26 protein-coding genes, 1 pseudogene and 1 other annotated feature are annotated in these 25,897 nt (G+C 44.5%); of the genes and pseudogenes, 14 read left to right on the top strand and 13 right to left on the bottom strand.

Annotation, left to right across the window (positions count from 1 at the left end; all coding sequences use genetic code 11):
- The first annotated feature begins 56 nt into the window (after positions 1-56).
- Positions 57-1,280: an acyltransferase gene (locus ACUC6J_RS05485; RefSeq protein ID WP_447249877.1), complete on the top strand. Its 1,224-nt coding sequence runs from the start codon at positions 57-59 to the stop codon at positions 1,278-1,280.
- A 202-nt stretch (positions 1,281-1,482) separates the two neighbouring features.
- Here ACUC6J_RS05485 and ACUC6J_RS05480 read toward each other — a convergent pair whose 3' ends face one another.
- On the bottom strand, positions 1,483-1,737 hold the full coding sequence (locus ACUC6J_RS05480; RefSeq protein ID WP_016821360.1) for an aspartyl-phosphate phosphatase Spo0E family protein: 255 nt from the start codon (positions 1,735-1,737) through the stop codon (positions 1,483-1,485).
- A gap of 224 nt (positions 1,738-1,961) precedes the next feature.
- Positions 1,962-3,359 carry a helix-turn-helix domain-containing protein gene (locus ACUC6J_RS05475; protein ID WP_277375739.1) on the bottom strand — a complete coding sequence of 466 codons (1,398 nt, stop codon included), beginning with the start codon at positions 3,357-3,359 and terminating at the stop codon, positions 1,962-1,964.
- A 201-nt stretch (positions 3,360-3,560) separates the two neighbouring features.
- On the opposite strand from ACUC6J_RS05475, the pseudogene ACUC6J_RS05470 reads away from it, so the two are divergent.
- Positions 3,561-4,012: pseudogene (locus tag ACUC6J_RS05470) on the top strand (AbrB/MazE/SpoVT family DNA-binding domain-containing protein).
- 184 nt (positions 4,013-4,196) lie between these two features.
- Positions 4,197-4,703, top strand: a complete 507-nt coding sequence (locus tag ACUC6J_RS05465; RefSeq protein WP_019686333.1) for a DJ-1/PfpI family protein — start codon at positions 4,197-4,199, stop codon at positions 4,701-4,703.
- A gap of 97 nt (positions 4,704-4,800) precedes the next feature.
- Here the strand turns inward: ACUC6J_RS05465 and ACUC6J_RS05460 are convergent, their stop codons facing one another.
- Entirely contained in the window at positions 4,801-5,274 is a 474-nt protein-coding gene (locus tag ACUC6J_RS05460) for a hypothetical protein (RefSeq protein ID WP_016821363.1), read from the bottom strand.
- A 191-nt stretch (positions 5,275-5,465) separates the two neighbouring features.
- On the opposite strand from ACUC6J_RS05460, the gene ACUC6J_RS05455 reads away from it, so the two are divergent.
- Positions 5,466-6,401: a hypothetical protein gene (locus ACUC6J_RS05455; RefSeq protein WP_025364196.1), complete on the top strand. Its 936-nt coding sequence runs from the start codon at positions 5,466-5,468 to the stop codon at positions 6,399-6,401.
- A gap of 75 nt (positions 6,402-6,476) precedes the next feature.
- Positions 6,477-6,713, top strand: a complete 237-nt coding sequence (locus tag ACUC6J_RS05450) for an NHLP leader peptide family RiPP precursor (RefSeq protein ID WP_016821365.1) — start codon at positions 6,477-6,479, stop codon at positions 6,711-6,713.
- A 99-nt stretch (positions 6,714-6,812) separates the two neighbouring features.
- Here the strand turns inward: ACUC6J_RS05450 and ACUC6J_RS05445 are convergent, their stop codons facing one another.
- Positions 6,813-8,702 (bottom strand): ATP-binding protein, encoded by a 1,890-nt coding sequence (locus ACUC6J_RS05445; RefSeq protein WP_017426374.1) that lies wholly within the window; start codon positions 8,700-8,702, stop codon positions 6,813-6,815.
- A 132-nt stretch (positions 8,703-8,834) separates the two neighbouring features.
- Positions 8,835-9,122 (bottom strand): hypothetical protein, encoded by a 288-nt coding sequence (locus tag ACUC6J_RS05440; protein WP_013369721.1) that lies wholly within the window; start codon positions 9,120-9,122, stop codon positions 8,835-8,837.
- Positions 9,123-9,305: 183 nt separating this feature from the next.
- Here ACUC6J_RS05440 and ACUC6J_RS05435 point away from each other — a divergent pair, with 183 nt between their 5' ends.
- The 4 genes from ACUC6J_RS05435 to ACUC6J_RS05420 all read left to right on the top strand — a co-directional run bounded on the left by ACUC6J_RS05435 (position 9,306) and on the right by ACUC6J_RS05420 (position 13,237).
- Positions 9,306-9,566 (top strand): hypothetical protein, encoded by a 261-nt coding sequence (locus ACUC6J_RS05435; protein WP_013369720.1) that lies wholly within the window; start codon positions 9,306-9,308, stop codon positions 9,564-9,566.
- A gap of 92 nt (positions 9,567-9,658) precedes the next feature.
- Positions 9,659-9,838 carry a hypothetical protein gene (locus ACUC6J_RS05430; RefSeq protein ID WP_016821368.1) on the top strand — a complete coding sequence of 60 codons (180 nt, stop codon included), beginning with the start codon at positions 9,659-9,661 and terminating at the stop codon, positions 9,836-9,838.
- A gap of 99 nt (positions 9,839-9,937) precedes the next feature.
- Positions 9,938-10,211, top strand: a binding site (T-box leader).
- A gap of 84 nt (positions 10,212-10,295) precedes the next feature.
- Complete coding sequence (locus ACUC6J_RS05425) at positions 10,296-11,378, top strand: bifunctional 3-deoxy-7-phosphoheptulonate synthase/chorismate mutase (RefSeq protein WP_013369718.1); 1,083 nt, start codon at positions 10,296-10,298, stop codon at positions 11,376-11,378.
- Positions 11,379-11,614: 236 nt separating this feature from the next.
- Positions 11,615-13,237 carry a nucleoside hydrolase-like domain-containing protein gene (locus ACUC6J_RS05420; protein WP_447249876.1) on the top strand — a complete coding sequence of 541 codons (1,623 nt, stop codon included), beginning with the start codon at positions 11,615-11,617 and terminating at the stop codon, positions 13,235-13,237.
- Positions 13,238-13,322: 85 nt separating this feature from the next.
- Here ACUC6J_RS05420 and ACUC6J_RS05415 read toward each other — a convergent pair whose 3' ends face one another.
- Positions 13,323-14,183, bottom strand: coding sequence for a TrmB family transcriptional regulator (locus ACUC6J_RS05415; RefSeq protein ID WP_031463027.1), 861 nt, complete (start codon positions 14,181-14,183; stop codon positions 13,323-13,325).
- Positions 14,184-14,343: 160 nt separating this feature from the next.
- Between ACUC6J_RS05415 and ACUC6J_RS05410 the strand changes: the two genes are divergently transcribed.
- Complete coding sequence (locus tag ACUC6J_RS05410; protein WP_447249875.1) at positions 14,344-15,246, top strand: DMT family transporter; 903 nt, start codon at positions 14,344-14,346, stop codon at positions 15,244-15,246.
- 67 nt (positions 15,247-15,313) lie between these two features.
- Here the strand turns inward: ACUC6J_RS05410 and ACUC6J_RS05405 are convergent, their stop codons facing one another.
- Together ACUC6J_RS05405 and ACUC6J_RS05400 are read right to left on the bottom strand one after the other, a co-directional pair.
- A complete protein-coding gene (locus ACUC6J_RS05405; protein ID WP_013369715.1) occupies positions 15,314-15,493 on the bottom strand; it encodes an aspartyl-phosphate phosphatase Spo0E family protein in 180 nt (59 codons plus the stop codon).
- An 87-nt stretch (positions 15,494-15,580) separates the two neighbouring features.
- Positions 15,581-16,813: an MFS transporter gene (locus tag ACUC6J_RS05400; protein ID WP_447249874.1), complete on the bottom strand. Its 1,233-nt coding sequence runs from the start codon at positions 16,811-16,813 to the stop codon at positions 15,581-15,583.
- Positions 16,814-16,944: 131 nt separating this feature from the next.
- On the opposite strand from ACUC6J_RS05400, the gene ACUC6J_RS05395 reads away from it, so the two are divergent.
- Positions 16,945-17,202: a YqkE family protein gene (locus tag ACUC6J_RS05395; RefSeq protein WP_025364192.1), complete on the top strand. Its 258-nt coding sequence runs from the start codon at positions 16,945-16,947 to the stop codon at positions 17,200-17,202.
- Between the two features lie 330 nt (positions 17,203-17,532).
- Positions 17,533-18,210: a peptidylprolyl isomerase gene (locus ACUC6J_RS05390; RefSeq protein WP_017426371.1), complete on the top strand. Its 678-nt coding sequence runs from the start codon at positions 17,533-17,535 to the stop codon at positions 18,208-18,210.
- A 214-nt stretch (positions 18,211-18,424) separates the two neighbouring features.
- On the opposite strand, the gene ACUC6J_RS05385 is transcribed toward ACUC6J_RS05390, so the two are convergent.
- A complete protein-coding gene (locus tag ACUC6J_RS05385; protein ID WP_016821376.1) occupies positions 18,425-19,096 on the bottom strand; it encodes an MgtC/SapB family protein in 672 nt (223 codons plus the stop codon).
- A 115-nt stretch (positions 19,097-19,211) separates the two neighbouring features.
- Positions 19,212-20,645, bottom strand: coding sequence for an N-acyl-D-glucosamine 2-epimerase (locus ACUC6J_RS05380; RefSeq protein WP_447249873.1), 1,434 nt, complete (start codon positions 20,643-20,645; stop codon positions 19,212-19,214).
- Between the two features lie 204 nt (positions 20,646-20,849).
- Between ACUC6J_RS05380 and ACUC6J_RS05375 the strand changes: the two genes are divergently transcribed.
- Positions 20,850-21,641 (top strand): SDR family oxidoreductase, encoded by a 792-nt coding sequence (locus tag ACUC6J_RS05375; RefSeq protein ID WP_016821378.1) that lies wholly within the window; start codon positions 20,850-20,852, stop codon positions 21,639-21,641.
- 112 nt (positions 21,642-21,753) lie between these two features.
- Here ACUC6J_RS05375 and ACUC6J_RS05370 read toward each other — a convergent pair whose 3' ends face one another.
- Positions 21,754-22,536, bottom strand: a complete 783-nt coding sequence (locus ACUC6J_RS05370; RefSeq protein WP_447249872.1) for a YwaF family protein — start codon at positions 22,534-22,536, stop codon at positions 21,754-21,756.
- A gap of 140 nt (positions 22,537-22,676) precedes the next feature.
- Between ACUC6J_RS05370 and ACUC6J_RS05365 the strand changes: the two genes are divergently transcribed.
- Positions 22,677-22,889, top strand: coding sequence for a hypothetical protein (locus ACUC6J_RS05365; RefSeq protein ID WP_016821380.1), 213 nt, complete (start codon positions 22,677-22,679; stop codon positions 22,887-22,889).
- Between the two features lie 90 nt (positions 22,890-22,979).
- Here the strand turns inward: ACUC6J_RS05365 and ACUC6J_RS05360 are convergent, their stop codons facing one another.
- Together ACUC6J_RS05360 and ACUC6J_RS05355 are read right to left on the bottom strand one after the other, a co-directional pair.
- Positions 22,980-24,254 (bottom strand): methyl-accepting chemotaxis protein, encoded by a 1,275-nt coding sequence (locus ACUC6J_RS05360; protein WP_016821381.1) that lies wholly within the window; start codon positions 24,252-24,254, stop codon positions 22,980-22,982.
- Between the two features lie 262 nt (positions 24,255-24,516).
- On the bottom strand, positions 24,517-25,860 hold the full coding sequence (locus ACUC6J_RS05355) for a hemolysin family protein (RefSeq protein ID WP_016821382.1): 1,344 nt from the start codon (positions 25,858-25,860) through the stop codon (positions 24,517-24,519).
- Positions 25,861-25,897 lie beyond the last annotated feature (37 nt).

The raw sequence follows: 25,897 nt of genomic DNA, 5'->3' as shown, positions 1-25,897 counted from the left end.
CCTACAATTGTGCTAGGAAAAACATGTGCGAATCTTGAGGAAAAGGAGTGATATGGATGAGCAAGCCGCGTATCGCGGAGTGGACAGAACTACGGGGTCTTGCCTACCTCGCTGTCGTGCTTCAGCATTGCATTGGCGAATATATTTATCGCAGCGACATCCAACAACCGGATTCCGTTATGCTCGCGATGCTGTACCATTTGACACGTTTTGGCACACCGACGTTCGTTTTCCTGTCTGCGGCGTTGCTATTTTATAATGGTAACAAACCGATTGGCTATTCCCGTTATATTGGCAGACGGTTTCGAGATATTTATGTTCCTTTTCTCTGCTGGACGGTTGTCTATTGGGTGTGTACTCAGAACTGGTCAACCGCACAGTGGGGAAATATATCCTTTTACAAAGGTATGTTCGAGGAAATGATTATTCCCGTCAGCGGATATCATCTATGGTTTGTGGTCATGATCTTTCAGTTTTATATTTGGTTTCCTTTATTTGCAAAAGCAACCGAGCAGATTCGAACGTTTCTACGTCGTTATAGCACCAAAAAGCGCAAGCAGCTTGTTTTGGCTGTTATGCTGATTGCTGCTGCGGCTTATGCGTTGCTGTTACAATGGTCCTACTATGACATGTCTGCATGGAGCGCTTGGTTGCCGTCCTTTGGGCAGACTTTGTTAGATTACCGCACTTATAACTTTGTTATGTATTTTTTCTATTTTATGCTGGGCGCAGTGTGCGCCTATATGACGGACACCTGGCGGGGATTGGCCCAGCAGACGTTGCCATGGAATGTATTTGTTTTTATTGGTCTGTTCATGCTCATGGGTCATACGATGCTGATCCAGTCGGGCGATACGATCAATCTCAATATTTCTACCTATCTGAAGCCAAGCACCTTCGTACTGATTGTCTCGCAGTTGCTTTTGTTGTATGGGCTGCTACTTCATCTGCAAAAAGACCAGCGTTCCGAGCCGTTTCGTCGTATGCTAAACTGGATCGGACGCTATTCCTTCGGAGGATATCTGGCCCATGCGCTCGTGCTGTCCTTCATATCCTTTTACACCCGTCCGCTTGCCCTAGGGGATCATCATTTTACAGCTACGCTCATTACGTTTGTCGTCGTGGCAAGTGCTTCTCTCGGTATCAGCTGGCTCTTTGCCCATCTGCCTGGCGGCAACTGGATTGTTGGCTCCAAAGGCAGACAGCGATTGAACTGGCGGCCTAATTTTCAGTTTCTCTCCTCCAAACGTTCTTCCAAAAGCACACAGGAGCTTAGCTAGTCATTTTGCCTCAGCGTATCAGCATAGGGATTTCAAGCAACATCAAGGACTTTCGCAGGGCTCACGTATTGAGCCCTGCTTTTTTGCTGTCTAAGTGTGATGAGTCATGTTCCAAACTGATTAACATTTTATGACATGGATATGTATTTTATTTTAAAATAAGTCATTATATTGAATAATTATAAGCATTACGTGGGAGAAATCACAGTTTTGCATAATAGGAATGGGGGGATGAACTCAGCATACCATCGTCGTTGTTAAGGATCTGGTCCAAAACTTGGTGAGGCTGCTTCCTGGTCTGAAACATACGGTTGAACTGATTAATCAGTTCATCCAAAAGCATAGACTGCTCCAGTACACAGGCATGTCCTAGGCCATACTCTGCGTAAAGATCATGCATGTGTTGTCTGGCGTGTTCCATTTGTTGAATTAACGTTACCTTTTCATCCTTGTTCATCCTACATACCTCCTCATGAATTTCATTTTAAGAAGGGATGTACAAATAGGCCAGGATCAATTTTGAAGCAAAAAATTACAAAATAATACAAAAAGAGACCAGCAATAAGCTGGCCAATAAAATGAATTAGTACTCGTCAAGATCCACCAATGTGTCCTTGAACTTGGATCGTGCCATGGCTTAAATTTGCAGTTTGAGCTGGTACTGTGAATACCAGTAAGAAACTAGTTACCGCCAAGCAAAAAGCCATCTTTTTGATCATTTTTCTCCCACACCTCCTCATAAATAGAATGGAACTGAGCTTGTGTTTTAGGTGCCGCATTTGTTTTGAAATGAAGAAATAATCCAAAACAATTGGCAATGAGTAATACATGGTTAATTGTAACAGCTTTTTCAAAGGCGATTAATAAACATTTGAAACCATATGTATATCTGCCTTTATTTAGGCTGTACTTGGCTATCTTGTACCAAAACCTTACGTATTCTTCTGTTAACACTTGTTGTGTGTACATGTCAGAAGAAGGTGACTCCTGATACGCTGCAATTTGCGATTCAAACCGTCGGAGAATATGATCTACATCTACATTATAGCGATTAGCCACTTCAAGGACATTCAATAGCTCGGCTAAAATCTCTTTTTCGGCAGCTATATGTTCTACGTAATCTGGCAGAACACTAATATCACCAGACATAAGCCTGTTAACATAAGTATTAATTTTCGCCCACTGTTGATACTTGCGTTTCCAATAAAGCGTATCAGAGTCCTGCTCTTTTACCCAATTTAAATCAGCATAACCACGAATATGCTCTAATGCTTGGTCATGGTTGCCTTTGGCATCACAAGCGTTAGCACACAACAATTCGGCATAAACTATGTATACAAACAATGGTCTGCTTAGCTTTTTTCGTGGCTCTGTTCCTTTTCGCTTGGAATTGTGAACCAAATGATATTGGAGTTGTCCTAACTGACCCATTTGATGTGCGAATTCATATACCTTGTCCCACATGCTTAATGATCTATAGACATTCGCCAAATCTTTTAAAGCATCCAATTGTTCTATCTCGTCTAAGCGATCCACAAAAGGTGCAAATTCAATGGCAGCCTGAAGGTTTACAGTCCGATCCTGTCCGACTTTGATTTGGAACAAGCGATATTGGCAGATTGCCAATCGTTCTGAATGCTGTTGCTTCTCGCTCTCAGCTACCTTTTTGTACAGGTATGCGGCTGCTTCGCTGTAACCGTCTTTGTACACATTTTCGGCGACTTCAAAGAGCGATGGCAGATAATTAGGGTTATCCAATAATAGAATGACAACTCGCTGCAAGCAGTCCAATCGCCCTAGCTCAATGCATCGGTACAGGAACGGGCTGATTTTTTTCCAGTTGAGCGGACATTCTTCAATGCATTCTTCAATATAGCGTTCGTAAAAATAATCCGGTGGTAAATTCATTCCCGCAGTAATACTATCCAGTTGGTGAACCGACATAGATCGATTGCCCGTCACAATACCACTAACTGTACCTACATTCAAATCGATCGTGTGACCAAACTCGGTCATGGTTAAGCTTTTGCGTTTTAGATAGGTTTGAACTTCTGCCTGTATCGTAGGTGTGATTTCCATGGATAAACCACCCTTTCAGCATCTTCATAGATTCCCATTTCAATAATTCATATAGTTTTGAAACTAATAGTATACTTATCGTTTTTCATTCATGATAATACCATCTTTTGGAACATCGATAAATACTTTTACTTTATAGATTTTTATTTTTTTATTAGGAGATTATTGGTTGATAGATTATTATGATAAGGAGAAGGTCACTTGAAAAATACAGGTATGACACGTCCCTTGGACACGTTAGGCCGGATTGTTATTCCTAAGGAATTGCGAAACTCTATGGGAATTCAAGCTGGCGAGTCTTTGGAATTTTACTTGGATGTTGAAACAGGATTGTTAAGTATGCGGAAATATATCGGCGTTTGCTGCCATTTATGCTATTCGGTTCAGGATTTAAGCTATTTCAGAGATTCATTTTTATGTAAAAAATGCATACACGATTTGAAAGGAAACAGCGTCATTTGATCGTCATCACAACTTTGGTTGAACATCTAAGAAGCCTCATTCGTGAGCATCCCACAGCCAAGCAAGGCGAATATGCTGAATGGATTGGCGTGTCACATAGCCGTATTTCCCAGCTTAAAAGCTATTGTAGGTTTCACTTCACTCGCATCCGAGCAAAACTCAATAACCAGTCGCTGTTAATTTCAAGGTGACTGGTTATTTTTTTAATTTGAATCCATACTGACCAAAATTCAACAAGTTAGATTACCAAAACTTATTGATATTGCTGTAAAATATGGATTTAAACTCTTCAAGATGATATATTCTGACTATATGTAATCTTCCTAAAGACGCTTTTAACGGACTTAAACTAAAAAATTGTTAGTGGGTGTATAAATGAAGTCACATGTTCTAATTTATGATGGTTATGTTAGTTTTGAAATTATGCTGGCAACCTATTTTATGAAAACCAAAGGGGATATTGTTACGATTGGAGTAACCAAAGAACCTGTTATTTCCTATGAGGATTTTAAAGTTACGCCTGCGGTAGCCCTTGATGAAGTGGCTGCGGAGGACATTCAACTCCTCATTATACCTGGTGGAGATAACACTCAATTAAAGACAAACAAACAACTTCTAGCTCTCATTCATACCCTGAATAATGATCATAAAGTGATTGCAACCATTTGTTCTGCCACTGAACTATTAGAGCTAGCAGGTGTTTCCCCTAAAAATCATGTGAGTCATCCATCGGGTCTGGAGATCCACAAGAATATCATATCTGCTAAACCCAATAAGTATGTAGATTTTGCAATCGAAATAGGCAAGATCATGAACATTTATACGGATGATGAAGATTTTAATGAAACCATTGATTTTTTTAAGCTTTTTAAAGATAGCTGATTCTCCTCACAACAGTCACTTTATGAAGGAAGTTGAAATATAAGGATAGGATGGGTTCTCCCCATCCTTTTTTGTCGTAAAACGATTCTACTTCAGACTAACGCTTCAATTGAGCCTCATTCGAAGTCCCGGACTTACGATCGAAGGTAATCGGACCTTTACGATTTACAAGCCGCTTCAAATCCACAGTCATTTCATTCTTCAATTTATCAATAAGTTGATCCTCGCGAATGCCTTTGCTTTTAGCTACCTCGGCTAACGATTTCCCTTGCCCCAGCTCTTTCTCTAACTGGACAGGGGTGATACCCAGCAGCCTAGCTACTTTCTCGTTGAGATGGTGATTCAAGCCGCCCGGCCCTTTGCCGTGTCTATGTCTATGCACATGTCCATGCCCGTGGTCATCCTGTGGATCAATATTCCACTGGTGGGCTTCTCCTTGGACAGAATCGTTGGGAGTGAGAGCTTGCAACGGATTACCCGATTCAATACCAGATGCTCCTGCACTCGCAGTACCATACATCATCACTCCTCCATATAGGATAGCAGCGGTCAATTTCCATTGTTTTTTCATGTTGTGGCCCCTCCTTTCATCCTTTTTCATCTATATTTTCTCTTTCAGCTTTTTTTATTCATTTTATATGTTTTTCACAACATTTCTTATTTAAAAATAACAAATTCTTGAAAATTGCAATCTGTTGTACAATGGCGGGTAACAACTAGAAGTCGCTACAAAAACATTTATAAGAGATGCGGGTGATGGCCATGGAGTGGTATTTTGCATACAAAGAAGAATTGGAAAAGGTATTTCGTCAAGCGGAGGAACGGACGGCCACATTTCCGGCTCCTTTTCAGCAAGAGGGGTTAGACTACCTGGCACGGTTTAATCCGTTGCGTGAAGACAGTACTCGTAATTACATATGCTATTTGCTTCCATTTTGGCTGCAGGAACTCACCGGACTGCCTCCCGAAACATGTCGTAAGCTGTCACTCGGCAACGTGTTCGTCATGGCTCATTATTTAATCCAAGACGACGTGATGGACACAGCAGCAGACAACCGTAAAACGCAACTTGCCTTAAGCCAGCTTTTCTATACCGAGTGCCAAAACATTTATCAGGAGCTTTTTCCGGCAACCTCCCCTTTTTGGACATATGCCCGGACGTATGTGGACGAATGGGCCGTTAGTGTGGTATCCGAAGGAGCAGCAGACTATTTTCAAGGTGACAGAAATAAGGTCGCACTGAAAGCCAGTCCATTAAAAATGGCCGGAACGGGTGCTCTACTGCTCGCAGACCATGCTGACCTGATCGAGATCGTTACAGCGATGACGGATTTGACCCTGCTCGTGCTCCAAATGTCGGATGATTGGGCAGATTGGGCAGAGGATTTGATGGAGCATAGCTATAACTGCCTATTGTCCCATATTAGCGCCGAACGGAAGAAGCCGTACTGTGAAGGACTAGGACCACAAGAAATTCAGGAAGCGATTTATGTGCGAGGCGCACTCGCTAGCTATGTGAACATTGCGAATCAAGCCGTTCAGGAGCTAGAGACGATGGAGCCTACTATCCACGGCCTGCATAGGTTCGCACATTCCATTGCAGCAGAACTCAGCGAAGAGGCAGCAGAAATTGAAGGCGGACGCTCACATTTGCGAAGAGGCGGGCTTGATTATTGGCTCTCCAAAAATATGAAGTAATGCTAGATTTTTCTGAGTCTTACGTGGTATACTGACTAGGTAAATATAACCAATCGAATGAGAGGGTGATTTTTGATGGCTACTGAAGTTCTTCAAACACAAGTCATTCAAAAAGCTTGGGAGGATGCCAGTTTCAGAGAAAAACTGATGGCAGATCCCAAATCTGCAATTCGTGATGTGTTAGGAGTCGTGATCCCCGATCATATCCAAATCAAAACGGTAGAGGAAACGTCTGACCAGTTCTATCTAGTAATCCCTCCAAACCCTTCAGGTGTGCTTGCTACATCCCAGAAGCCTCGCTCGATGTGGTAGATTGGCACTTGTAGCTTATTTAATCTATACTTCTTAATCTCAGGCGGGTGGGCTCAGCAAGCTTCCCTCCGTTTTCTCCGAAAGCAAAAAAGCCGGATGTTATCCGGCTACGGGGAAGCGGATGGTCGCTTCTGTTCCCACCCCTTTTGCACTTGTAAAAGATATTTTACCATTCATCGTTTCAATAATCCGAAATGTCACCATCATCCCCAAACCCGTGCCTTTAGTCTTATTCGAAAAATAAGGCTCACCTAGTCTGGATAAGGTCTGAGCATCCATCCCTTCACCATTATCCCGAATATGAATGACTGCTTCTCCATTGTCCACATAAGCCCATATATGAATATGTCCCTGTTCTCGCAGCGCTTCAATACTATTTTTGATAATATTGATAAATGCCTGCTTGAATTTGGAGGAATTCCCGCGCACTTTAATTTCCTGGGGAATATCCAGCGAAATTTTGCCACCTTGCAAATTTGCCATTGGACTGATAATTCCTTCAATATGCTTGAACTCATCCAATATGGTCAACGTTTTGGTATGGTCAAACTCCGGCTTGGCAAAAGTCAGAAAATCGGTAATAATCGCGGACGCTCGATCCAGCTCCTCCAGAGCGATATGCAGATAGTCTTTGTTTTTACCATCCTCCTGCTTGCTCATCAACTGAAGAAATCCACGTGTAACCTGAAGCGGATTGCGCACTTCATGAGCTACAGATGCAGCCAAATCGCTAATAATCTCCATTTTCTCTGAACGTTGAAGCTCATTATTGAACATCTCCAGTTCTCTGGAATACCGAACCACCTGCTTGTGCTTTTCCGCCAGCCTTCTGCCCAAGATCGCAATCAATGCCAGGACAAAACCGAACACGCCCCATTTCCATAAAAACATATTGTAGTGTCCGTCCCGGATAAAGAACCAGCTGAGTTCTGCGATAGTGATGACTGCAAAAAATGCAAAGCCTGTCGATAAAATGATCGCTTCGTGGTCTCCCTTAAGCGCCATGCGAACCGAAGCAAATACCAAAAGTACCATCAAAGCTACGAGCAATATACCGAGGACGATTACACTAAAGAAATAATATACATCGTTGAGTCGCTCCTGTGCTCCTAAATTCACAATCATGATGATGAAGCAGAACAAAGAGTAGGCGGTTAACAATTTTCTGAATTTCCGAATCAGTAAAATAGAATTGATATTTTGCTCAAAAAAGAAGGCTAATGAAGGCAGCAGAATAAATAGCGCCACATCAAAAAGTTGTAAATACAGCTTGCCATAGCCGCGATAGAACGTATATAAAAACGGTGAATACGTTACAATCATCAGACCGATAGACAATACAATCGCACTTAGGGACAACCACATCGCCATACTTGGACGGAACAGGAAGAACGAGCAAATCAATAGCACCAGGGCGATAAAGATAAATGTACTGCCTAGTACAATATCCAAGACATCCATTCTGACCAAGTTTCCCAACAAGTCACGATAATCACCAGTCATCACATTTCCGATAATGCCCAGTCTATTTTTGCTGCTTTCCGTCCATATGTATAATGTTTTACCACTGTCTTCTGGCTTCAGCGGAATCAGAATACGATTATTCTCATAATTATAGCCACGGTACGATTCATAAAAATTGGTACCATCCTTATACAGCGTAATGTGCCTGCCATAAATATTTTCAAAAAGCACCGCTGGTGTTTCATCATTTAACGAAGGTAGCTTAATACGAATCCAGGCGGTGCCTCTATTGCCTGGCTGCTTGAGTAGCTGTGTATCATCTTCAATATGCATCCAGACCTTACTGTGATCATTTACCTCATCTAAAGAGCCATCCTCGTCTTCTGCTCCCCATCTCATATCCCAGGAGGGGATCTTGTACTCCCTTTCCGGGGTCATTTTGGCCGCATAGCCAATGTGGTCCAGCGACAATAGTATCACAATGACCGCTAGCAGAGCGGCGACAGCTTTGGGCACATGCCTCATATTAAGCACCTCAAAGTTACGTAGTAGGATTTACAAATTTGTATATGTTTTAACATTTTTATCTTCCTGAAATTATATTATTCTATACGATGATGTTCATACCTTCTTCATAATAAGGGTATCATGTTCTTTTTAATCATTATTTGTAAAATCTTCATATTGATTAATGATCATTTCCTGTTCGCGTTGCTCCATCTGCTCTCTAAGCCCTATCCAAGGTTCACATTCTTCATCCTCATAGATCGTCCAAATATCGGAGAATAAATAATCGCGTATTTCTACTATTTTTCCGGCCTGTCCGCCGTCTGTCCAATATAAACCATCCGGACGCCGAATAACGGTACGCGAATAACCTGGAGTAGACGCCTTTTGACCGACTCGGATTCGGCTAATCATCGGACCAAACATGTACCATTCCAATTCATATCCCTCCAACTCCTCTTTATCATATCACAGCAGTTACCAAAAAAACGCTAATTGGGAAAGAGCATATCTCTATTCGCATGATTTTAACTTCTTACAGACACACTAACTCTAAGTTTAGCCATTCTGCGGTTTGGGTAAGGTCGAAATAAGCAACAAAAAGTAAAGGAGCTGAGTTAGATGGCAAATCGCGACAATCAAAAGACTGAGCTACAGGATCATGATTTTGAGCCTTCCCTGCAAAATGCAGAAACAAACTGGGAGAATCTGATTGAGGGGCCGGATACTCCTCTGGAGGACGTGCCTGATGCCGATGAACTAACACCGAATAGTCCTGTTGATCCCTCTGCGCCTGCTGAATTCCTGCATGGTACAGATTTGCTGAACGGTACAGACGGGGATGAAGAAGAGCAACTGGACAGTGACGATATTCTGGATTAATTACTGCATATGACAGGATATAAGAAAGCGATTTCTCATCCTGCTATGCGGGTAATGAAGTATATACACCGAAAGGAGTTGACCAATCTCCTATGTATAAAGATCCGATGTCTCAGGCTGATATGGAGTACAAACGCTATAAAGCCTTGAATCCTGTAGAAGAGGATGACCGCAGGACTGCGGACAAGACTCATACGGATGATACCTTAGCCGAAGATAACCCACGAGGAGTCGCATCAGCGAAGCCCGAACCCAGAGATCAAGCAAGATGAAAGAACAGATAGGGAATGCAAAAACTAGAATCGGAAATCAGGGCTTGCCTTCTGCATCCACTTTGTTTAAAATAAGGTCAAATCTTTTGAATACCATGAACAAAGACATAGACGGAGACAAGTAAGCGTCATCGGATTCCCACAGAAAGGTACGTATTGCTGAGAGCGTACCGCTATCCCGCGTTGAAATTCACTCCCGAGTCGAGCCTTGAACCGACGACAGAAGGATTCATTCCTTTGGCCGCAGTAGAGGTTTCCGGAAGCCCCCGTTACGGGCATCAAGCTCAGAGGTTACTGCCGTCGATTGAATGACGTTGACGACTTGCATGTATACTTCTGTAATTAGGGTGGTACCACGGCATTCGTCCCTTGCGACGAGTGCCTTTTTGTGTTATTTTCTGCAAAAAGTCCAAGGGCTGAAAGAAAAAACAATTTAAATTCGGGAAGGGTGTACTGTATGTCGACCAATGAAAATTCTTTGGAGCTGTTGCGGGAACAGCTCGATGCTACAAACTTGCAATTGCTGGAGCTGCTGTCCCAACGCGCTGAACTGGCGGGACAGCTTGGAAAATTGAAAGAAGCTCAAGGAGTGCCTGACTTTGATCCAGTGCGCGAGCAACAAATGCTGGACAAGCTGATTGCAGCTAATCGTGGACCTTTCGACGATGCTACAATTCGCCAGTTGTTCAAAAATATTTTCAAGGCTTCTCTGAACTATCAAAAAGAAGAACACAAAAAACATTTGATTGTCAGCCGCAAAAATCAGCCGGATAGCACGGTTATCAAGGTTAAAGACACACTGGTAGGTGGCAAAGCCTCCATCATGGTTGCAGGACCTTGCTCGGTGGAAAGCTATCAACAAACGCGCGAGGTAGGAGCAGCTCTCAAGGAAGCCGGTGTGCCGATTCTGCGTGGTGGTGCGTTCAAACCACGTACATCTCCGTATGATTTCCAAGGACTGGGTATTGAAGGCCTGCAAATTCTCAAACGCGTTGGCGACGAGTTCGGGCTAGCTACAATCAGTGAGATCGTCGATCCAAGACATTTGGAGGAAGCGATCCCTTACATCGATATCATTCAAATTGGCGCGCGCAACATGCACAACTTTGAATTGCTGAAAGCTGCGGGTGAAACGAGAACTCCGGTTCTGCTCAAACGCGGATTGGCTGCCACCATGGAAGAGTTCCTTCATGCTGCTGAGTACATCGTATCCCGTGGTAATACACAAGTCATGCTGATTGAACGCGGTATTCGTACGTATGAAAAATGGACACGTAACACGCTGGATATTTCCGCTGTTCCGATTTTGAAAAAGGAAAGCCATCTGCCTGTATTGGTGGACGTAACTCACTCTACAGGACGTAAAGACATCCTGGCCCCTTGTGCCAAGGCTGCCCTGGCTGCTGGTGCCGACGGCATCATGGTAGAAGTTCACCCGAACCCGGCAGTCGCTTTGTCCGATGCTCAGCAACAGCTGAACATCCCTGAATTCCACAACTTCCTGTCTGAAGTTAAAGAATCCGGTTTATTCAAAGCGTAAAACTAATTTTGTGCTAAGAATCATAAACCGCTTTCATTTTGTCAGATTATGATGTAGAATCTAATCAGGATTGTGACTGATCATGCAGGCAAAACCTAAATGTATATATGCTCGACTTTTGTTGAGACATATATATGTTTAGGTTTTTTTTATGCCTAAATCTTGAATAATAACAATACCTACATGGTTATAATCCTAAAAAATCATCATAGAAACGTTCAGAGAGGGGAACAGAAATGAGAAAAAGAAAAGGGTTAAGCATTTTTGTGTTAGCTATGATATGTATTTTAATCATCAGTGGTTGCAGTGGTAAGTCGCCAGCCGTCGTAAAGGATGAAAGCGCTGCTCCAACAGAACAACCAGCGGGAAATAAAGTGGAAAATAAAGCGACCAAGGCTAGAACGGTTATTACTACTGACGGAGAAGTAGATGATATGAACTCAGTCATACGCTTTCTTCTCTACTCTAACGAAATGGATTTGTCCGGGATTGTACTGACTAGCTCCGTATATCATTATGCAGGTGATGAAAAGGCCGGCATCAAGCCATTCAGATGGACCGGAACCCAATGGGTAACAGATATGATTGATGCCTACGGAGAGATTTACCCCAACCTAATCAAACATGCTGAAGGGTATCCAAAACCAGAATATATTAAAAGCGTTACCAAGATCGGAAATATTTCAAACAAAGGTGAAATGGACAAGGAAACGGAAGGCTCGAATTTCCTGAAAACACTTTTCCTAGACAATGACAAAAGAGATCTGTATGTACAAACCTGGGGAGGAACCAATACCACAGCCAGAGCTCTAAAATCCATTGAAGACGAATATAAAAATACAGATCAATGGGAAACGATTCGGAAAAAAGTAAGTGATAAACTCGTTCTGTACATCATTTTGGATCAGGACGATAGCTACAATAATTACATCGCCAAAAATTGGCCTGACATCAGAATTATCAATGACCAATCTAACTTCTGGCATTTCGCTTATGCTTGGAAAATGCACACGAAAGAAGTAAACAGCAAGTTACACGGGGAATGGAACTTCAAAAACATTAAAGACGGTCATGGCAAGCTGCTGAATATGTATGCCTTGATGGGCGACGGCAATATCACCAAAGGTGAATTGGATGAAGAACAAAGAGGCAGTGAAGCCTACTTGAAGAAAAATCCACAATACGACAAGTATGACTTTATTTCCGAAGGAGATTCTCCATCCTTCTTCTATTTAATTGATAACGGATTACGGAGCATGGAAAACCCAACCTATGGTGGCTGGGGAGGTCGTTTTGGTGTCGTTAACGATAAATTATTTAGAAATACGGTGTTAGATTATGATGTGCATACGAAAAAATTCGAAGCAGAGTACTCTCTGATGCGTTGGTTTGATGATATTCAAAATGACTTTGCTGCCCGTGCAGATTGGGCTATTGCTTCCGACTATAAAGATGCCAACCATAATCCAACATTGACCATTAAAGAAGGATTAGATCTAACGGCTAGTCCAGGGGAGAACATAACTCTACATGCAGAAGGAACAGATCCTGACGGTGATGCATTGACCTATAAATGGTGGAGATATTTCGAAGCTGACACCTATGAAGATTCTAAGGTCAAACCCGCGCAAGTTAAACCTGAAATGCTGGGTGATATGCAGCTTGGGCTTCACCGAGAATTAGCTGAAGGCGAGAAAGTAAACACGATTGACCTGCAAGGTAGCGACACAAATACTGCAAGTTTTACAGTTCCGGCAGATGCGAAGTCTGGGGATACGATTCATATCATTGCAGAAGTACAGGACAATGGTAAACATTCTTTGAAACATTATCAGCGTGTGATTGTAACCGTAAAATAACAGAAGACAGCACTCAATAAATTAGGCTCATGGAATCATACTCCATGGGCCTGTTTATTTTTGCGTATCGGACCTCGGACAAACTCTATACACGTTTAATACTTTTTTCAGTCAAAGGAACATAATATCCTTTTCCATTCGGACCCATAGCGAATTTATTACGAAGATGGATTAGATTAGGGCCGAATTTGGCCTCCAATTCTTCACGGAACTCATATAGGATTTCCATGATATAAATATCATGAATAATCACTTCCGTAATCGGCATTACAAGACCCGGGTGTAGCGTCCATGCAGCACGGCTGTCATCACCAAGTGAAAGTATGCCAGCTACAACCTCCCGGTCATCCACGCTAAGCACAATCCATCGACCACCGATTTCGGACGTAATCTCCTCACTCATATCATGGCGGTAAACAGTAGCAAAATCAAAGTTAAGATCACCATATGCTACAAGGATCACCTCAATTCCTTGCTGAGCAGCTAGCTCTAAGGCATCCCGGAACACCTCGGCATCCTCTTTCCAAATTTCCAGTAAAATTCGGTGTTTTGCTCCCTTCACGCCTTCATTGATGCGATTGATAATGGCTTCATACCCCGAAATATTCCAAATGTTCTCTCTGTTTTGAAACGATGCTGTGTACTGCTCCAAACTCTCTTGCGCAACGTTGAAAATCTGCTCTGCTTTGCGCTTTCTCTGGGCAATCAATTCATGTGGAGGAAGCGGCACATATAGAGGTGTATTTTCTTGACTTACCATGATGTCCCCACGGTTGACCATTCCCGACAAAACCTCGTAAATCTTGGATCTCGGTACTCCAGAGTTCAATGAAACGGCATATCCCGAAAGTGGAGAGCTTTCCAATAAGGTCACATAAGCCTTGGCTTCATATTCACTAAAATTCAAATCACGTAGAATTTCTAATATGTTTGGTTTTGATTTCATGACGTCTTCTCCTCAATTCATGTTCTTCCTTACTATATCACTTCCCCTTGACAAAAACTGATATACAAATTATCTTTTTAGTAGCATTTTCATAGTAGTAACTATAGTAGCTACTATCACCATCATATTTCATAGGGGATGAACTCAGGGAGGATATAACTTGAACAAAGTCATAGCTCATCACAGCGAAAGCAACCGGATTTACTATACTTCTACGATTCTAGCCCTATTGATCTGGAGCACATCGTTTATTGCCACCAAAGCAGCCTATACGACGTTCCCTCCTCTTACCTTGGGTCTATCCAGATTTATCATAGCCTCCATCGTACTAGGTATCATTCTGCTGATCAAAAAAGAACATGTCAAAGTAAAGCCAAAGGATTTGGCTACGATTTCGTTTAGTGGGGTTTTGGGAATCACTCTTTATTTTTCAATGGAGAATATAGGGGTTAGCCTGACGACCGCTTCCAACGCAGCATTAATTGTCGCATCGTATCCCGCAATTACATCGCTGCTTGAATTTATTTTGTATAAAGTCAAATTATCCAAATATAAAGTCTGCGGCATAGCACTGGCCATGATCGGGGTATATTTCTTAACCTCCGTTGGCGAAAGCTCGGATGGTAAGAATCAACTCATCGGAAATTTAATATTGATTGGTACCGGATTTGCGTGGGCGTTCTACACTTTCATGACGCGTAAGGTTGTGGACAAATATCCGCCGGTGACGTTATCTTTTTATCAAACCGTTGCAGGTAGTATCTTTTTCATACCGTTAGCCCTATTAGAAAAGGATAGCTGGCAGGCTCCGACAACGGGATCGTTTATGTTGCTCATGTATCTGGGTGTGTTCTGCTCCGTTATCGCATTTTTGCTTTATAATTACGGATTAATCAAGCTGTCACCGAGCAGTTCCGTTTCTTTAATGAATTTGGTTCCGATATTTGGGGTGTTGTTCTCTGTCTTACTATTGCACGAAATGATTACATGGCGCCAAATCATTGGCGGCTTGGTCGTTATTATAGGGGTCTTGATGAGTGCGCATCAAACTAACCGTACCTAAAAATATTGCAGCCCTACAATACAAGGGCGAGTGGCCTTTTTAAAAGATCTCGCCCAGTTGGTTATATCTATGCAGTCGGCTTTTTTTCTTTTATATAAAAAAGGTGGTTATATTGATTGATGAGGTTATCCATAATTACAGACTGTTTGAGCACACTGGCATGATTAAAGCCATGTTTTGCTTGTAAAATATACAGCTTTTGACGGGCATTCTCAAGCTGTTGACGCAAAATGTCGTCTCTTATCATAATATATCCCTCCCTGTCATATGATCAGTGTAAAGGGTTATGAATAATATACTAAAAATAAGGGTTTGGGATAATTATCTAATTGGCCTATCCGGCAGAATGAATATTCTGATCCGTTGCGTTATTTTGGGCTGAAATCGGGAAAACGTTTTTTCCCTTCGCCCATAGCAACAACGCTGCAACCAGCAAGATGCCACCGTTTAATACGAAGATCCAGCGAATGGGCATCCAACTCCCAAGCATGCCGCCAATCAGCGGCCCCGCCATCGTCGCGAGTTGGGTAGCTGATTGATTCAGGCTAAAGGCTCGTCCGCGAAACTCCGGCTTGGTGACTTCCACAGTCATGGCATTAATCGCCGGCATGACAGACGCATAAAACAATCCATATCCAAACCGAAGCGCACCAAAACCAACAAAGTTGGTTACAAAAAACTGCAAGATGTTCCCAATCCCCGAACCGATCAGCCCAATCAGCAACACTTGGGCAAAGCCAATTTTCCCTCCAATCCGGCCCCATCGGGGAGCCATCAGCACTGCCGCGATGCCTACAGCTGAGAATACAATCCCGGAACTTAAAGACGCATGGCTACGGTCCACGCCCATTTCAAGTACATACACCGTAATTAACGGTTCCAATAACATGACGGAAAAGGTACTTAATCCCGCCAGGATAAGCAAAAAGTACAATGGCCGATTAGCAATAGCCTCTTTGATATCATCCCGAACATGCGAGCGGGTGCTGGTGCCCTTGAAGCTATCCTCTCTAGCGCCAAATGTCGCGATGAACGCAGATACCAGTACAAGAGCCGCTGAGAAAAAAAAGGCATTTCGATTGCCATAATAATGGCTCACCACACCACCGATCAGCGGACCTATAATGCTGCCAGTCGCTCCAGCAGTCGCCATAATGCCAAGGGCATAGCCCGTTTTTTCTTCAGGCGAGCCCGTTCCGACCAGCGCAATCGCCGCAGGAATAAATCCGGAGAGAAGTCCTTGAAACAAGCGAACTCCTACAAATACATATGGGTCTGTCACTAAAGCACATACCAGATACAATACAGCCAGGCTAAACCCTGAACGAATCAGCATCGGCTTACGTCCATACTTATCTGCCAGCGAGCCCCAAAACGGGGCAATCAGCGCGCTCGCTAAAAAAGTAACTCCAAAGGCAATTCCTGACCATAATTCCAGTTGATCGTTAACCCCCAATTCCGTATTCAGAAAAATAGGTAAAAACGGAATCGACACGGAATAGGCCATGCTGCAAAACAATACTCCGATCCACAAAACAATCAGGTTTCGCTTCCAATATAGATGCATGCTGCCACACGTCCCTTCTGTTCATTCCATTATTACCCTCTAAATTAGAAAAGTCTACCGTAAACCTTAGTCTTTCATCGTGGAACAACCACGAAGAAGCTGATATAATCGAATGGAATGGAGATGATGATATGGCTAAAAAGAGAAATTCGTCTTTTGCTACTCCTGCGGCTCAGGACAAACCTGCTACCTTAAAGGATCTGTTGAGTCAGGACGTGCTGAACAAGCTTAAGGCTCAAGCCAATGAAGCGCAAGCAGAACAAGACAAGCGTAAAGAAGACGAACGGCAACGTGCCCTTGAAGCAAAAAAAGCTGAACAAAAGAAGCTGGACAACAACTTTGAACATCTGTTGAATAACAGCAATTTGGACTGGCACAAATATAAATAAGCCAAAACCATTGCGGTTTTGGCCTATCTTTACACTTTATGTTATAGCCAGTCACGAATATGTTGTACTGAGTACAGCACCCCTACCCAAACTGGCAGACTGAACGCCATACCCCATATGAGACCTTTAGCCAGTTTTTTGTCTACCTCCATCATGATCCTGCCCCTTTCCTTGGGAATAGCAGCAGTATGGGTCAAGAATACGGTTTTCAAACCCGTATTTCCTTATCCCCAACAAAAAAGGTATGATAGTAAATGGAAAAGTGTTCTGCGCTGTCCCCAAACTATAAATTAGGATGTTACACCATCCAACCTTTCAGGAGGAATATTAATGAACCGAAAATCGATACGCCCATGGTACACATTGTGCCTGCTGGCCATCATGCTCGTGCTGGTTGCCGGATGTGGCACAAAAGCCACCGATGTGGAAGCTGCAAGCCGGACAAGCACCACAACTCCCGCTGCAACTAAAGACAAAAGCAAGGCTGTTTCACATCCAGTTGTCACGATTGTCATGAACGATGGCAAGAAAATCAAGCTTGAGCTGTATCCGGAAGTAGCACCGAACACGGTTAACAATTTCATCTCCTTGGTGCAAAAGGGAGCTTATAACGGTACCATTTTCCACCGCGTCATCCCCGGCTTTATGATTCAGGGTGGTGATCCGCAAGGTAACGGTACAGGCGGCCCCGGCTACAGTATCAAAGGGGAATTCAAGAGCAACGGCGTTAACAATACACTCAAACATACACGTGGCGTATTATCCATGGCCCGCTCAGCGGATCTGGATTCAGCCGGATCGCAATTTTTTATCATGGTTGACGATGCGGACTACCTCGACGGTCAGTATGCCGCTTTCGGTAAAGTAACGTCCGGAATGGACGTGGTCGACGCTATCGTCAACTCCAAACGGGATAGCAATGACAAACCTACCAAACCAGCTACAATGAAAAAAGTTACTGTAGATACGCTGGGTAAAAAATATCCAGAACCCGTCAAAGTAAAATAATCCGTCTTTCATAACGGGATAACCGCAACGACCTTGTGCATACGCATGAGGTCGTTTTTGCTTATCCCCTGATACTTTCTAAGCTGCTGATTCTGTGATGTAGTAAGAGTATATACACAAAAGGAAGCGTTTTCAATCATTATTTTTAGATTTTTTTACTGTTAAATGAGTCTACAGCGTTCGACAAAAGTTACTTAATAAGCAGTAAACTCGTTTAATTGGATTTGGTCTCGACTGAGCGGATGCCTTCCATCTCTTGCAGCAGTGACAACAATTCCTCCACTCCCTCTGACCGAGACAGTTTTAGAAGCATATGAACCATCAACTGCTCACCGTTATTGATGCGCTCGGCGTGAAAGCTGTGAATGGTCAGCTTTTTGTTCTCCAGCAGCTCTTTAATTTGATTCAGTACACCCGGCTCATTATCAACCTGAACTACCACTTGCCGTGTGGACGGGGTAGCCATCTGATAAAAACGACTATGGAGCAAGGACTGAGCCGCCAAAATAAACAGCGTTACACCCGCGCCAAGCCCATACATTCCTGCACCGACAGCAATACCAATCCCGGCGGTAGTCCAGATGCCCGCAGCGGTAGTTAGCCCTTTGATTCTATTTTTTTGTGTAAAAATCATTCCTGCGCCGATAAAGCCAACTCCACTTATAACCTGTGCTGCTATTCTGGAAGGGTCCAGCGATAGGTTAGACCATACAGTCTGATCTTGAAAACCATATTTGGATACCACCATCATAAGCGACGCCCCGATCCCGACAATGAAATGCGTGCGAATGCCTGCCTCCTTCATCCGACTTTTGCGTTCATAGCCGATTAATGCGCCACACAATCCGGCAAACATGACCCGAATCAGGTAATCCCAATCCCACATACCTTTTTCACTCCACTATTGTTTATGTTATGAAAAGATGTTGCCTTAATATATAATTCATGATGCTCCGGCAAATGAGCCGTTATACAGCTGTTATTTTGTTATTACCCAAATTTTAAGGAACCTTTACTTCATGTTCGAGAAGATTGCGATGCGCCTTTCTTCCCTTGAGTAGCCACAGCTCTGGTGTATCCTGCACACCGTCTATACGCATACTAAATGTTCTGGATGGTAAATTACGTACACGGAGCAATAGACGGTTTCCGTCTGCTGCTGCCTCCACAAGCTCTAGCAGTGTTAGTGAATCATTCGCTAGCTTGCGGTTCAAAGCGCGAGTTGAATCTGCGCTGTCCTCCCGGCTCCAAATACGAAGTTCGCCCACAACCGGGGCTGCAATTCGCTTACTGAAAGAAATAACCACCTCATCTTCGGCGGAACGTTCCGCCCTAAGAGGTACTGGAGGCTCATCGTACATGTAGCCTCCCAGATGGTATTCATACGCAGTCCAGGCGTTGTAGTCGCCCTCCAGGGCGGTAGCCCCGAATTGCCGTGTCCACTCGCGGTCCCGAACCATCCGCGCGAGCGAACCGATATCCGCCTGCACTCCGAGGGGCAAGCCCGGATAAGCGGCGCGTATGGACTGCGCGATGCGAGCATAGCCGCGAATATACTGTGGCGGCAGACGGCGACGCATCCAGTCTGGCCAATGGGTCTGGAGTACGTGCATATCCGGGGCTACGCTCCCGATCATGGCTACCGCGTCCAGACCCTGCCATTCCCGCAGCTGACCGGGAATATCGCCACGCCCGCTCACAGCGAGCGACCATGTCGCCACGCAGATGTCCGGCCGGACATCACGCACACCGCCTGCGCCGTTCACCAGCTCACGGATGAGCCCATTCACGGCGTCCACGCGCAGATCGACCCACTGCGCGTACAGCTTCGGGACCTTCCGGTAGTAGTTCCGCGCATGCTTATCGCGGAAATTCGGAATGTCCTCACCGTAGCGCGCGCGGAAGGCACGCTGCGCATGCGGTCCAATATCCCCGTACACTCCACTGCGCAGCCCGTTCCATTCGGGGAAATAAGGCTCCGCCACCTCAAAGCCGTCAAACGGAATATCGGTGACGAGCCGGGCAGCGGCTTTCTTTTTCCATTCCACATATTCCTGGGCAAAATGCGAAAGCCGCTGAAAACCATCATTGGGCTCGCGCAGCAGCTCCATGCGCCATTCCTTCCACACTGGCGGCAGCTGGGACACACCAAAAGAACCGTTGCCCAGCACCATCGCCCACACCGCGATGCCTCTACGCTGGAAAGCAGCAACAAGCGCTCCGTCCACTTCATTTTCACGCACGACAAAATAATGCACGGTCTGGTAGCCTGCAAGGGCGATCTCATCCGCTATGCTATCCCGCGACCGATTGGCATAATAGGGAAACAACGGATCAATTTGAATGCTGGAACCGCTCATGACCCATGGTTTCATTTTTCCAATTTGTGCTATAGAGTCTGTTATTTCGGATTGGCCCTGTCTCTTATTGTCCAATTCGATTCACCTCCGTCACTCGCGTCTTCTCCGATACTTGCTCAGAATCTATATATTTGGGCTATAAGTTTCTACTGGTTCGCCTATGTTACCATATTTCGCAAATGGGGTGAAATACAGCGGCTACTGTTTCACCATCAACGTTCAGAGGTATTGGAATAACGAGTCAGGTTTAGCTTATGAACGGAATGGGAGGAATAGTCAATGGCAGAGCAGAGATTGCAAGGAAAGATAGCAGTGGTCAGCGGCGGCGGTTCAGGAATCGGTAAAGCAACCGCCATTCGTTTTGCAGAACAAGGCGCCAAGGTGGTCATGCTGGATCGGACACCTGAGCATGCAGAGGAGACCAAAGCAATCATTGAGCAGGCAGGCGGTGAAGCACTTGTGCTGGAATGTGATATTGCCAAGCCAGACATGATTCAGCAGGGGTTCGCTAAAGTCGTGGAAACATACGGAAAGCTGGATATCGTGTTCGCCAACGCAGGCATTAATGGCACCATGGCCCCTATCGAGACCATGGAGCTGGAGGAATGGGACCGCACAATAAATATTAATCTACGCGGCACCTTCGCCACCGTTAAATATGCTGTTCCATACCTGAAAGAACACGGCGGCAGCATTATCATCACCAGTTCCATCAACGGTAACCGAACCTTTTCGGGTATTGGGTTCTCAGCTTACGCCTCTACCAAGGCGGCTCAGGTTGCTTTTATGAAAATGGCAGCGCTGGAGCTGGCACGTTACAAAATACGGGTCAACGCGATATGCCCAGGAGCTATCGACACGAAAATTGATGATAACACGTACCCTACCGAAGACTTGAAGAAGGTACAAATTCCAGTCGAATTTCCGAAGGGCGGAGAGCATCCGCTGGAGGATGCTCCCGGTGAGCCAGAGCAGGTCGCCAATCTGGTCCTGTTTCTCGCCTCAGATGAATCATCTCATGTATCGGGTACAGAGATCTATGTAGACGGAGCAGAATCGCTGCTGCGTTAAGCATAAAGGGGATCGTTGTCCCCGTATAAGCTACTGCTCAGACATTCTTAGCAGCCTTATCCCAAGTCATTACTAGTGGAAAGGGCTGCTTTTGCATGGCTTTACAACTATTTTATAACGCCCTGTCAGCATCATGCACAGCTCCTTTGCGAAGGCGGACATACAATCTGCCTCCTGGCAGCACCTCAAACAACAGCATCAGAAGAGAAAAGAATAGCAGTGCAATGACCTCTTCTGCCAAAATATAAACAGGGTATGGCCCCAAAACATCCAATATCGATGGTGTCGACGGCTTTCCGGCCAGAAACATGTAGTTGGCACCAAACGCACGGTCTACAATCCACACCATCAACGCCAAGCCATTGAGGAATAGCATAACTCCCCCTACACTCTTCCATGTCGGTCGGAGTCCTGCGATCCAGGTCATATATAGGGCAGCCAAAATAATAGCACTATGAGCTACGAAAAAATGGATAAAACGATAGTGCGGAAAGGCATAAGCCAAATTAGGCGTAAGTACTGCTTGGAGCGCTCCTCCAATTCCGGCAAACAGGACGACCGGATATAACCAACGGCTGCGGAACATAAGCATCAGGATGGACAACAGCAGTGTCACACTGCACAATTCCAAGGGCAATGATGTCTGGACATCCCAAATATGCTGTGCCACATACCATATATTCAAAGTCACCTCTGAGAGAATGAGGACCGTAATTAATAACCAGCGAATTCCCTCACTTACAGGCTTATTTGACCGAACCCATCCCCGCGTTAGCCACAGCAGCAAAGCACATACAATGAGCCCCAGTATAGCCAACCCATGTGACGGAGTAAAGGCTTCGAACCCTTCCGGCGCATACGCATCGAACCAAGACCCTGACCATAGCCAGTCCATAGAAAGCCCCCTTCGATTTCTTTCTCTCTTTGTATCTTCTATTTTATACCAAATAGTCGAATATGTTCTAGCCGTCTTTCTTGCTTGTTCAATACCTTAACCTTTATGATAAAAGATATTATATTCAAAGGAGAACACTCATGCCGATTAATCGCCGATTAATTACAGATCAGGATTTCAGCGAGGCACTGGAACGTCATCTTCGTGTCCGGGTATTTCAAGATGACCAATTGATTGGCTCAGGCGGGACGATAATCCGTTTTGACGATCAGACCATCGTTGTGCAGTCTAGCGTCAGTGACCTGGCTTACCATCCCAGAAAACAATGTGAATTTTTTGAAATTAAAAAATAGCCACCACACACCGGAGAACCATTTTGCTTCGTTTTCCGGTGTGTAGCAGCTACGTTTTTATGGGTATGCATCATGCCTCACATGACGTTTTTAGTTATAGTTGATTCCACGTGTTTTCATCATGAGTTTATTCGTAAGCACTTTCAAGTCCTCGGAAGAGGATGAAATTTCCTGCATAATAGCCGTCTCCTCATGAGCAGCCGTATAAATTTTGTGAGCACCTTCAGAGAACGCCCCTGACATTTGCTGGATACGATGAATCTGCTCAAAGGTTTGATCCACCCGATTCGTCTGCTCTGTTACGGCTTCTTCCATGGTGCGAATGCTTTCGACAAATTCACGTACAATAGCGTTCAAACGGTTCAGCGTCTGGTCGACAGAGCTTGTCCGTTCCGCCTCAGCACTGACTAAAGACGTTTGCTGATGCATCAACTCCACAGTCTCTACGATTTGTGACTGTACACGGCTAACGATAGCATTAATTTGCTGTACAGACTCCGTACTTTGGGCGGCCAGTGCGCGAATTTGGTGCGCCACTACAGCAAAGCCGTTCCCTTCTTCTCCCGCACGTGCCGCTTCTATAGAAGCATTCAGCGCCAACAGATGGGTCTGTTCGGCAATATCCTTCACCGTGCTTGTAATCGCTTCAATTTGTGAAGCTTCTTTTTCCAGTCGTGCAATCACCTGCTGTGAACGACTATGTGAAGCTGTCAGCTCACCCATGCCATCCATCAGGGATGAAAATACAGTCTGCGTTGAATCCACCGAATGCTCCATATGGCCTGACAGTTCCAACATATGTCCCGATTTGCTACGCATCATTTTAAAATCGCCCAGCATTCGATCCGCTGTTTTAATTGATTGGGCAGATGCTTGCTTTTGCTGCTCTACGCCATCCAAAATATCTTCTACTACCGTAGACATGGACTCGATTTGCGCCGTAGCCTGTACAATAGCCAAGCTCAGATTTTCTGCACTTTGCGAAGTTGTTCTGGTGCTATACGAGATCTCATTGAACATATCTTTAATGTTCAACATCAGATGCCGAAATGCATCGTACAACACTTTGATTTCATCATCTGAACGACGCTCTGGAATGACGACAGACAGGTTGCCCGCCGAAGCTTCCTCTGCCGCCTTGGCCAATCTAACAATCGGCCGTGTAAGTAATTTTGAGATCAACCAGCCCAAAATGCCACTCCACAGGACACCCAATAACAAAATAATCGAGGTGTATACCCATTCCTGTGTACCATGAGCAAGCCAGTCCTTGAGTACAAAAATAAAAAAAGCGCTTGTTCCATAGGTTATTGCTGAAATCAAGACAAATGCAGTAACCATTTTCGTACCTAGTGACATCTTCATGTACTGTAGCCCACCCCAAAAAACTCAAATTTGATTCCATTTTACCATAAAATTGCTACATTTCTAGTAGTATTTTTCACAGACACCTATATTTATAAGCATAAAGATGCAGATCCTTAAGTCTCCTGACCTAACTACAAAAACAACCTTCTATTCAGGCAGCAAACTGCGTCAAAAAAAGTGGACGAATCGCGCTGCCGCTTACGTTGCAGGCCATTCGCCACATCTGAAGCGATCTATTGCTTCGCCATGCCATTTTCCATCATTGAGAATAACTGTCATCCTTCTGTTCAACAATCGCCTTTTTAACCGCTTCAATTGTGTCTATTTGGTGACTGTTTTTTTCCAGTACAGTAAACTCCCATAATCCGCTGGTCAGCTTGTCTCCTTGCTGGATATCAAAACGTTCGGAAAGCATCCAACCGCCAATCGTATATACGTCCCCGGCCTCAATATCTGTCTCCAAGCGCCGATTGACCTCATGGATAAGCGCCTGTGATTTGAGTATGTAACGATGATCATCTGTTTTTGTAATGAGTGGTGTTAGCGCTGCGGGGGTTTCGGTATCCGTATAGGAAGGAATGTCTCCAACAATTTCCTCCATAATGTCCTCTAGGGTGACAAGCCCAGACGTTCCACCATATTCATCCACCAGCACCGCTACTGGAATACGTCGTTTTTGCATCTGAATCAGCAGATCCCGAGCCTGAACCGTCTCAATCACCTGAAGCACCGGATGAATGTAAGAAGCCATCGTTGTATTTCCTGTGCTATGCCCACGGGCCAAGTCATGCAGAGCTTCTTTCACACGAATCATCCCGATAATACGATCCCGGTCTCCATGTTCAGCTACAGGTAGAAAATTATAAACTTTGTCCTCGATCAGCTCCATAAACTCGGCTACCGTTGCCTGGTGAGATATAGAACGGATGTGGATACGCGGTACCATAATTTCCTGCGCCGCACGGTCGTCAAAATCAAATACATTGTTCAGGTATCGATATTCTGTCGGTGTAATTTCACCACTACGAAACCCTTCAGATAACGCCAGTCGAAGCTCGGCTTCACTGAGTGCTGCATCTTCTTCGGATACTTTTTTTAGCCCAAAAAGCCCCGTAATGACACGTGAAGAACGACTGAGCACCCAATTCAGAGGATACGTTATTTTATAGAATACCGTAATCGGACGGGCAAAAAACAATGCCATCGGTTCGGCAATTTGTATGGCGAAGGTTTTGGGTACCAGTTCCCCAACGACCACCTCGAAATAGGTCAAAATCAGAAAAGCCAGCAAAAAGGAGAGCACTCCCGTTAGTCCAGCTGGAATATGCGCCAACACAAACAGGGGATGTAGCAGCTTCTCAACTGTAGATTCCCCTAACCAGCCTAGCGCCATTGAAGTTAATGTGGTTCCAAGCTGACAAGCGGATAAATACTCGTCGAGCCGAGACAGAATATTTTTAACAGCTTTCGCATTTTTGTTGCCCTCTGAGGCCAATTGGTTGATACGAGATACCCGAACACGGATAATGGAATACTCTGAGGCCACAAAAAAAGCTGTTAAAGTGATAAGTAAAATAACTAGAATGATATTTATCGTTTCCATAGCCCTCTCTTGCTCCGTTGATGCCGAAGCAAGAAGC

Source organism: Paenibacillus sp. JJ1683 (assembly GCF_053006485.1).
Note: the sequence above shows the minus strand (reverse complement) of the source record. Positions and strands in the feature narration are given on the sequence as shown.

Excerpts from the sequence above, each read along its gene's own strand:
- ACUC6J_RS05480 (WP_016821360.1), bottom strand. The coding sequence starts at position 1,737 with ATGAACAAGGATGAAAAGGTAACGTTAATTCAACAAATGGAACACGCC.
- ACUC6J_RS05415 (WP_031463027.1), bottom strand. The coding sequence starts at position 14,183 with ATGAAATCAAAACCAAACATATTAGAAATTCTACGTGATTTGAATTTT.
- ACUC6J_RS05395 (WP_025364192.1), top strand. The coding sequence starts at position 16,945 with ATGGCTAAAAAGAGAAATTCGTCTTTTGCTACTCCTGCGGCTCAGGAC.
- ACUC6J_RS05400 (WP_447249874.1), bottom strand. The coding sequence starts at position 16,813 with ATGCATCTATATTGGAAGCGAAACCTGATTGTTTTGTGGATCGGAGTA.
- ACUC6J_RS05465 (WP_019686333.1), top strand. The coding sequence starts at position 4,197 with ATGAAGTCACATGTTCTAATTTATGATGGTTATGTTAGTTTTGAAATT.
- ACUC6J_RS05475 (WP_277375739.1), bottom strand. The coding sequence starts at position 3,359 with ATGGAAATCACACCTACGATACAGGCAGAAGTTCAAACCTATCTAAAA.
- ACUC6J_RS05450 (WP_016821365.1), top strand. The coding sequence starts at position 6,477 with ATGGCTACTGAAGTTCTTCAAACACAAGTCATTCAAAAAGCTTGGGAG.
- ACUC6J_RS05455 (WP_025364196.1), top strand. The coding sequence starts at position 5,466 with ATGGAGTGGTATTTTGCATACAAAGAAGAATTGGAAAAGGTATTTCGT.
- ACUC6J_RS05460 (WP_016821363.1), bottom strand. The coding sequence starts at position 5,274 with ATGAAAAAACAATGGAAATTGACCGCTGCTATCCTATATGGAGGAGTG.
- ACUC6J_RS05425 (WP_013369718.1), top strand. The coding sequence starts at position 10,296 with ATGTCGACCAATGAAAATTCTTTGGAGCTGTTGCGGGAACAGCTCGAT.
- ACUC6J_RS05390 (WP_017426371.1), top strand. The coding sequence starts at position 17,533 with ATGAACCGAAAATCGATACGCCCATGGTACACATTGTGCCTGCTGGCC.
- ACUC6J_RS05355 (WP_016821382.1), bottom strand. The coding sequence starts at position 25,860 with ATGGAAACGATAAATATCATTCTAGTTATTTTACTTATCACTTTAACA.
- ACUC6J_RS05485 (WP_447249877.1), top strand. The coding sequence starts at position 57 with ATGAGCAAGCCGCGTATCGCGGAGTGGACAGAACTACGGGGTCTTGCC.
- ACUC6J_RS05385 (WP_016821376.1), bottom strand. The coding sequence starts at position 19,096 with ATGTGGGATTGGGATTACCTGATTCGGGTCATGTTTGCCGGATTGTGT.
- ACUC6J_RS05365 (WP_016821380.1), top strand. The coding sequence starts at position 22,677 with ATGCCGATTAATCGCCGATTAATTACAGATCAGGATTTCAGCGAGGCA.
- ACUC6J_RS05445 (WP_017426374.1), bottom strand. The coding sequence starts at position 8,702 with ATGAGGCATGTGCCCAAAGCTGTCGCCGCTCTGCTAGCGGTCATTGTG.
- ACUC6J_RS05405 (WP_013369715.1), bottom strand. The coding sequence starts at position 15,493 with ATGATAAGAGACGACATTTTGCGTCAACAGCTTGAGAATGCCCGTCAA.
- ACUC6J_RS05420 (WP_447249876.1), top strand. The coding sequence starts at position 11,615 with ATGAGAAAAAGAAAAGGGTTAAGCATTTTTGTGTTAGCTATGATATGT.
- ACUC6J_RS05430 (WP_016821368.1), top strand. The coding sequence starts at position 9,659 with ATGTATAAAGATCCGATGTCTCAGGCTGATATGGAGTACAAACGCTAT.
- ACUC6J_RS05435 (WP_013369720.1), top strand. The coding sequence starts at position 9,306 with ATGGCAAATCGCGACAATCAAAAGACTGAGCTACAGGATCATGATTTT.
- ACUC6J_RS05375 (WP_016821378.1), top strand. The coding sequence starts at position 20,850 with ATGGCAGAGCAGAGATTGCAAGGAAAGATAGCAGTGGTCAGCGGCGGC.
- ACUC6J_RS05370 (WP_447249872.1), bottom strand. The coding sequence starts at position 22,536 with ATGGACTGGCTATGGTCAGGGTCTTGGTTCGATGCGTATGCGCCGGAA.
- ACUC6J_RS05360 (WP_016821381.1), bottom strand. The coding sequence starts at position 24,254 with ATGAAGATGTCACTAGGTACGAAAATGGTTACTGCATTTGTCTTGATT.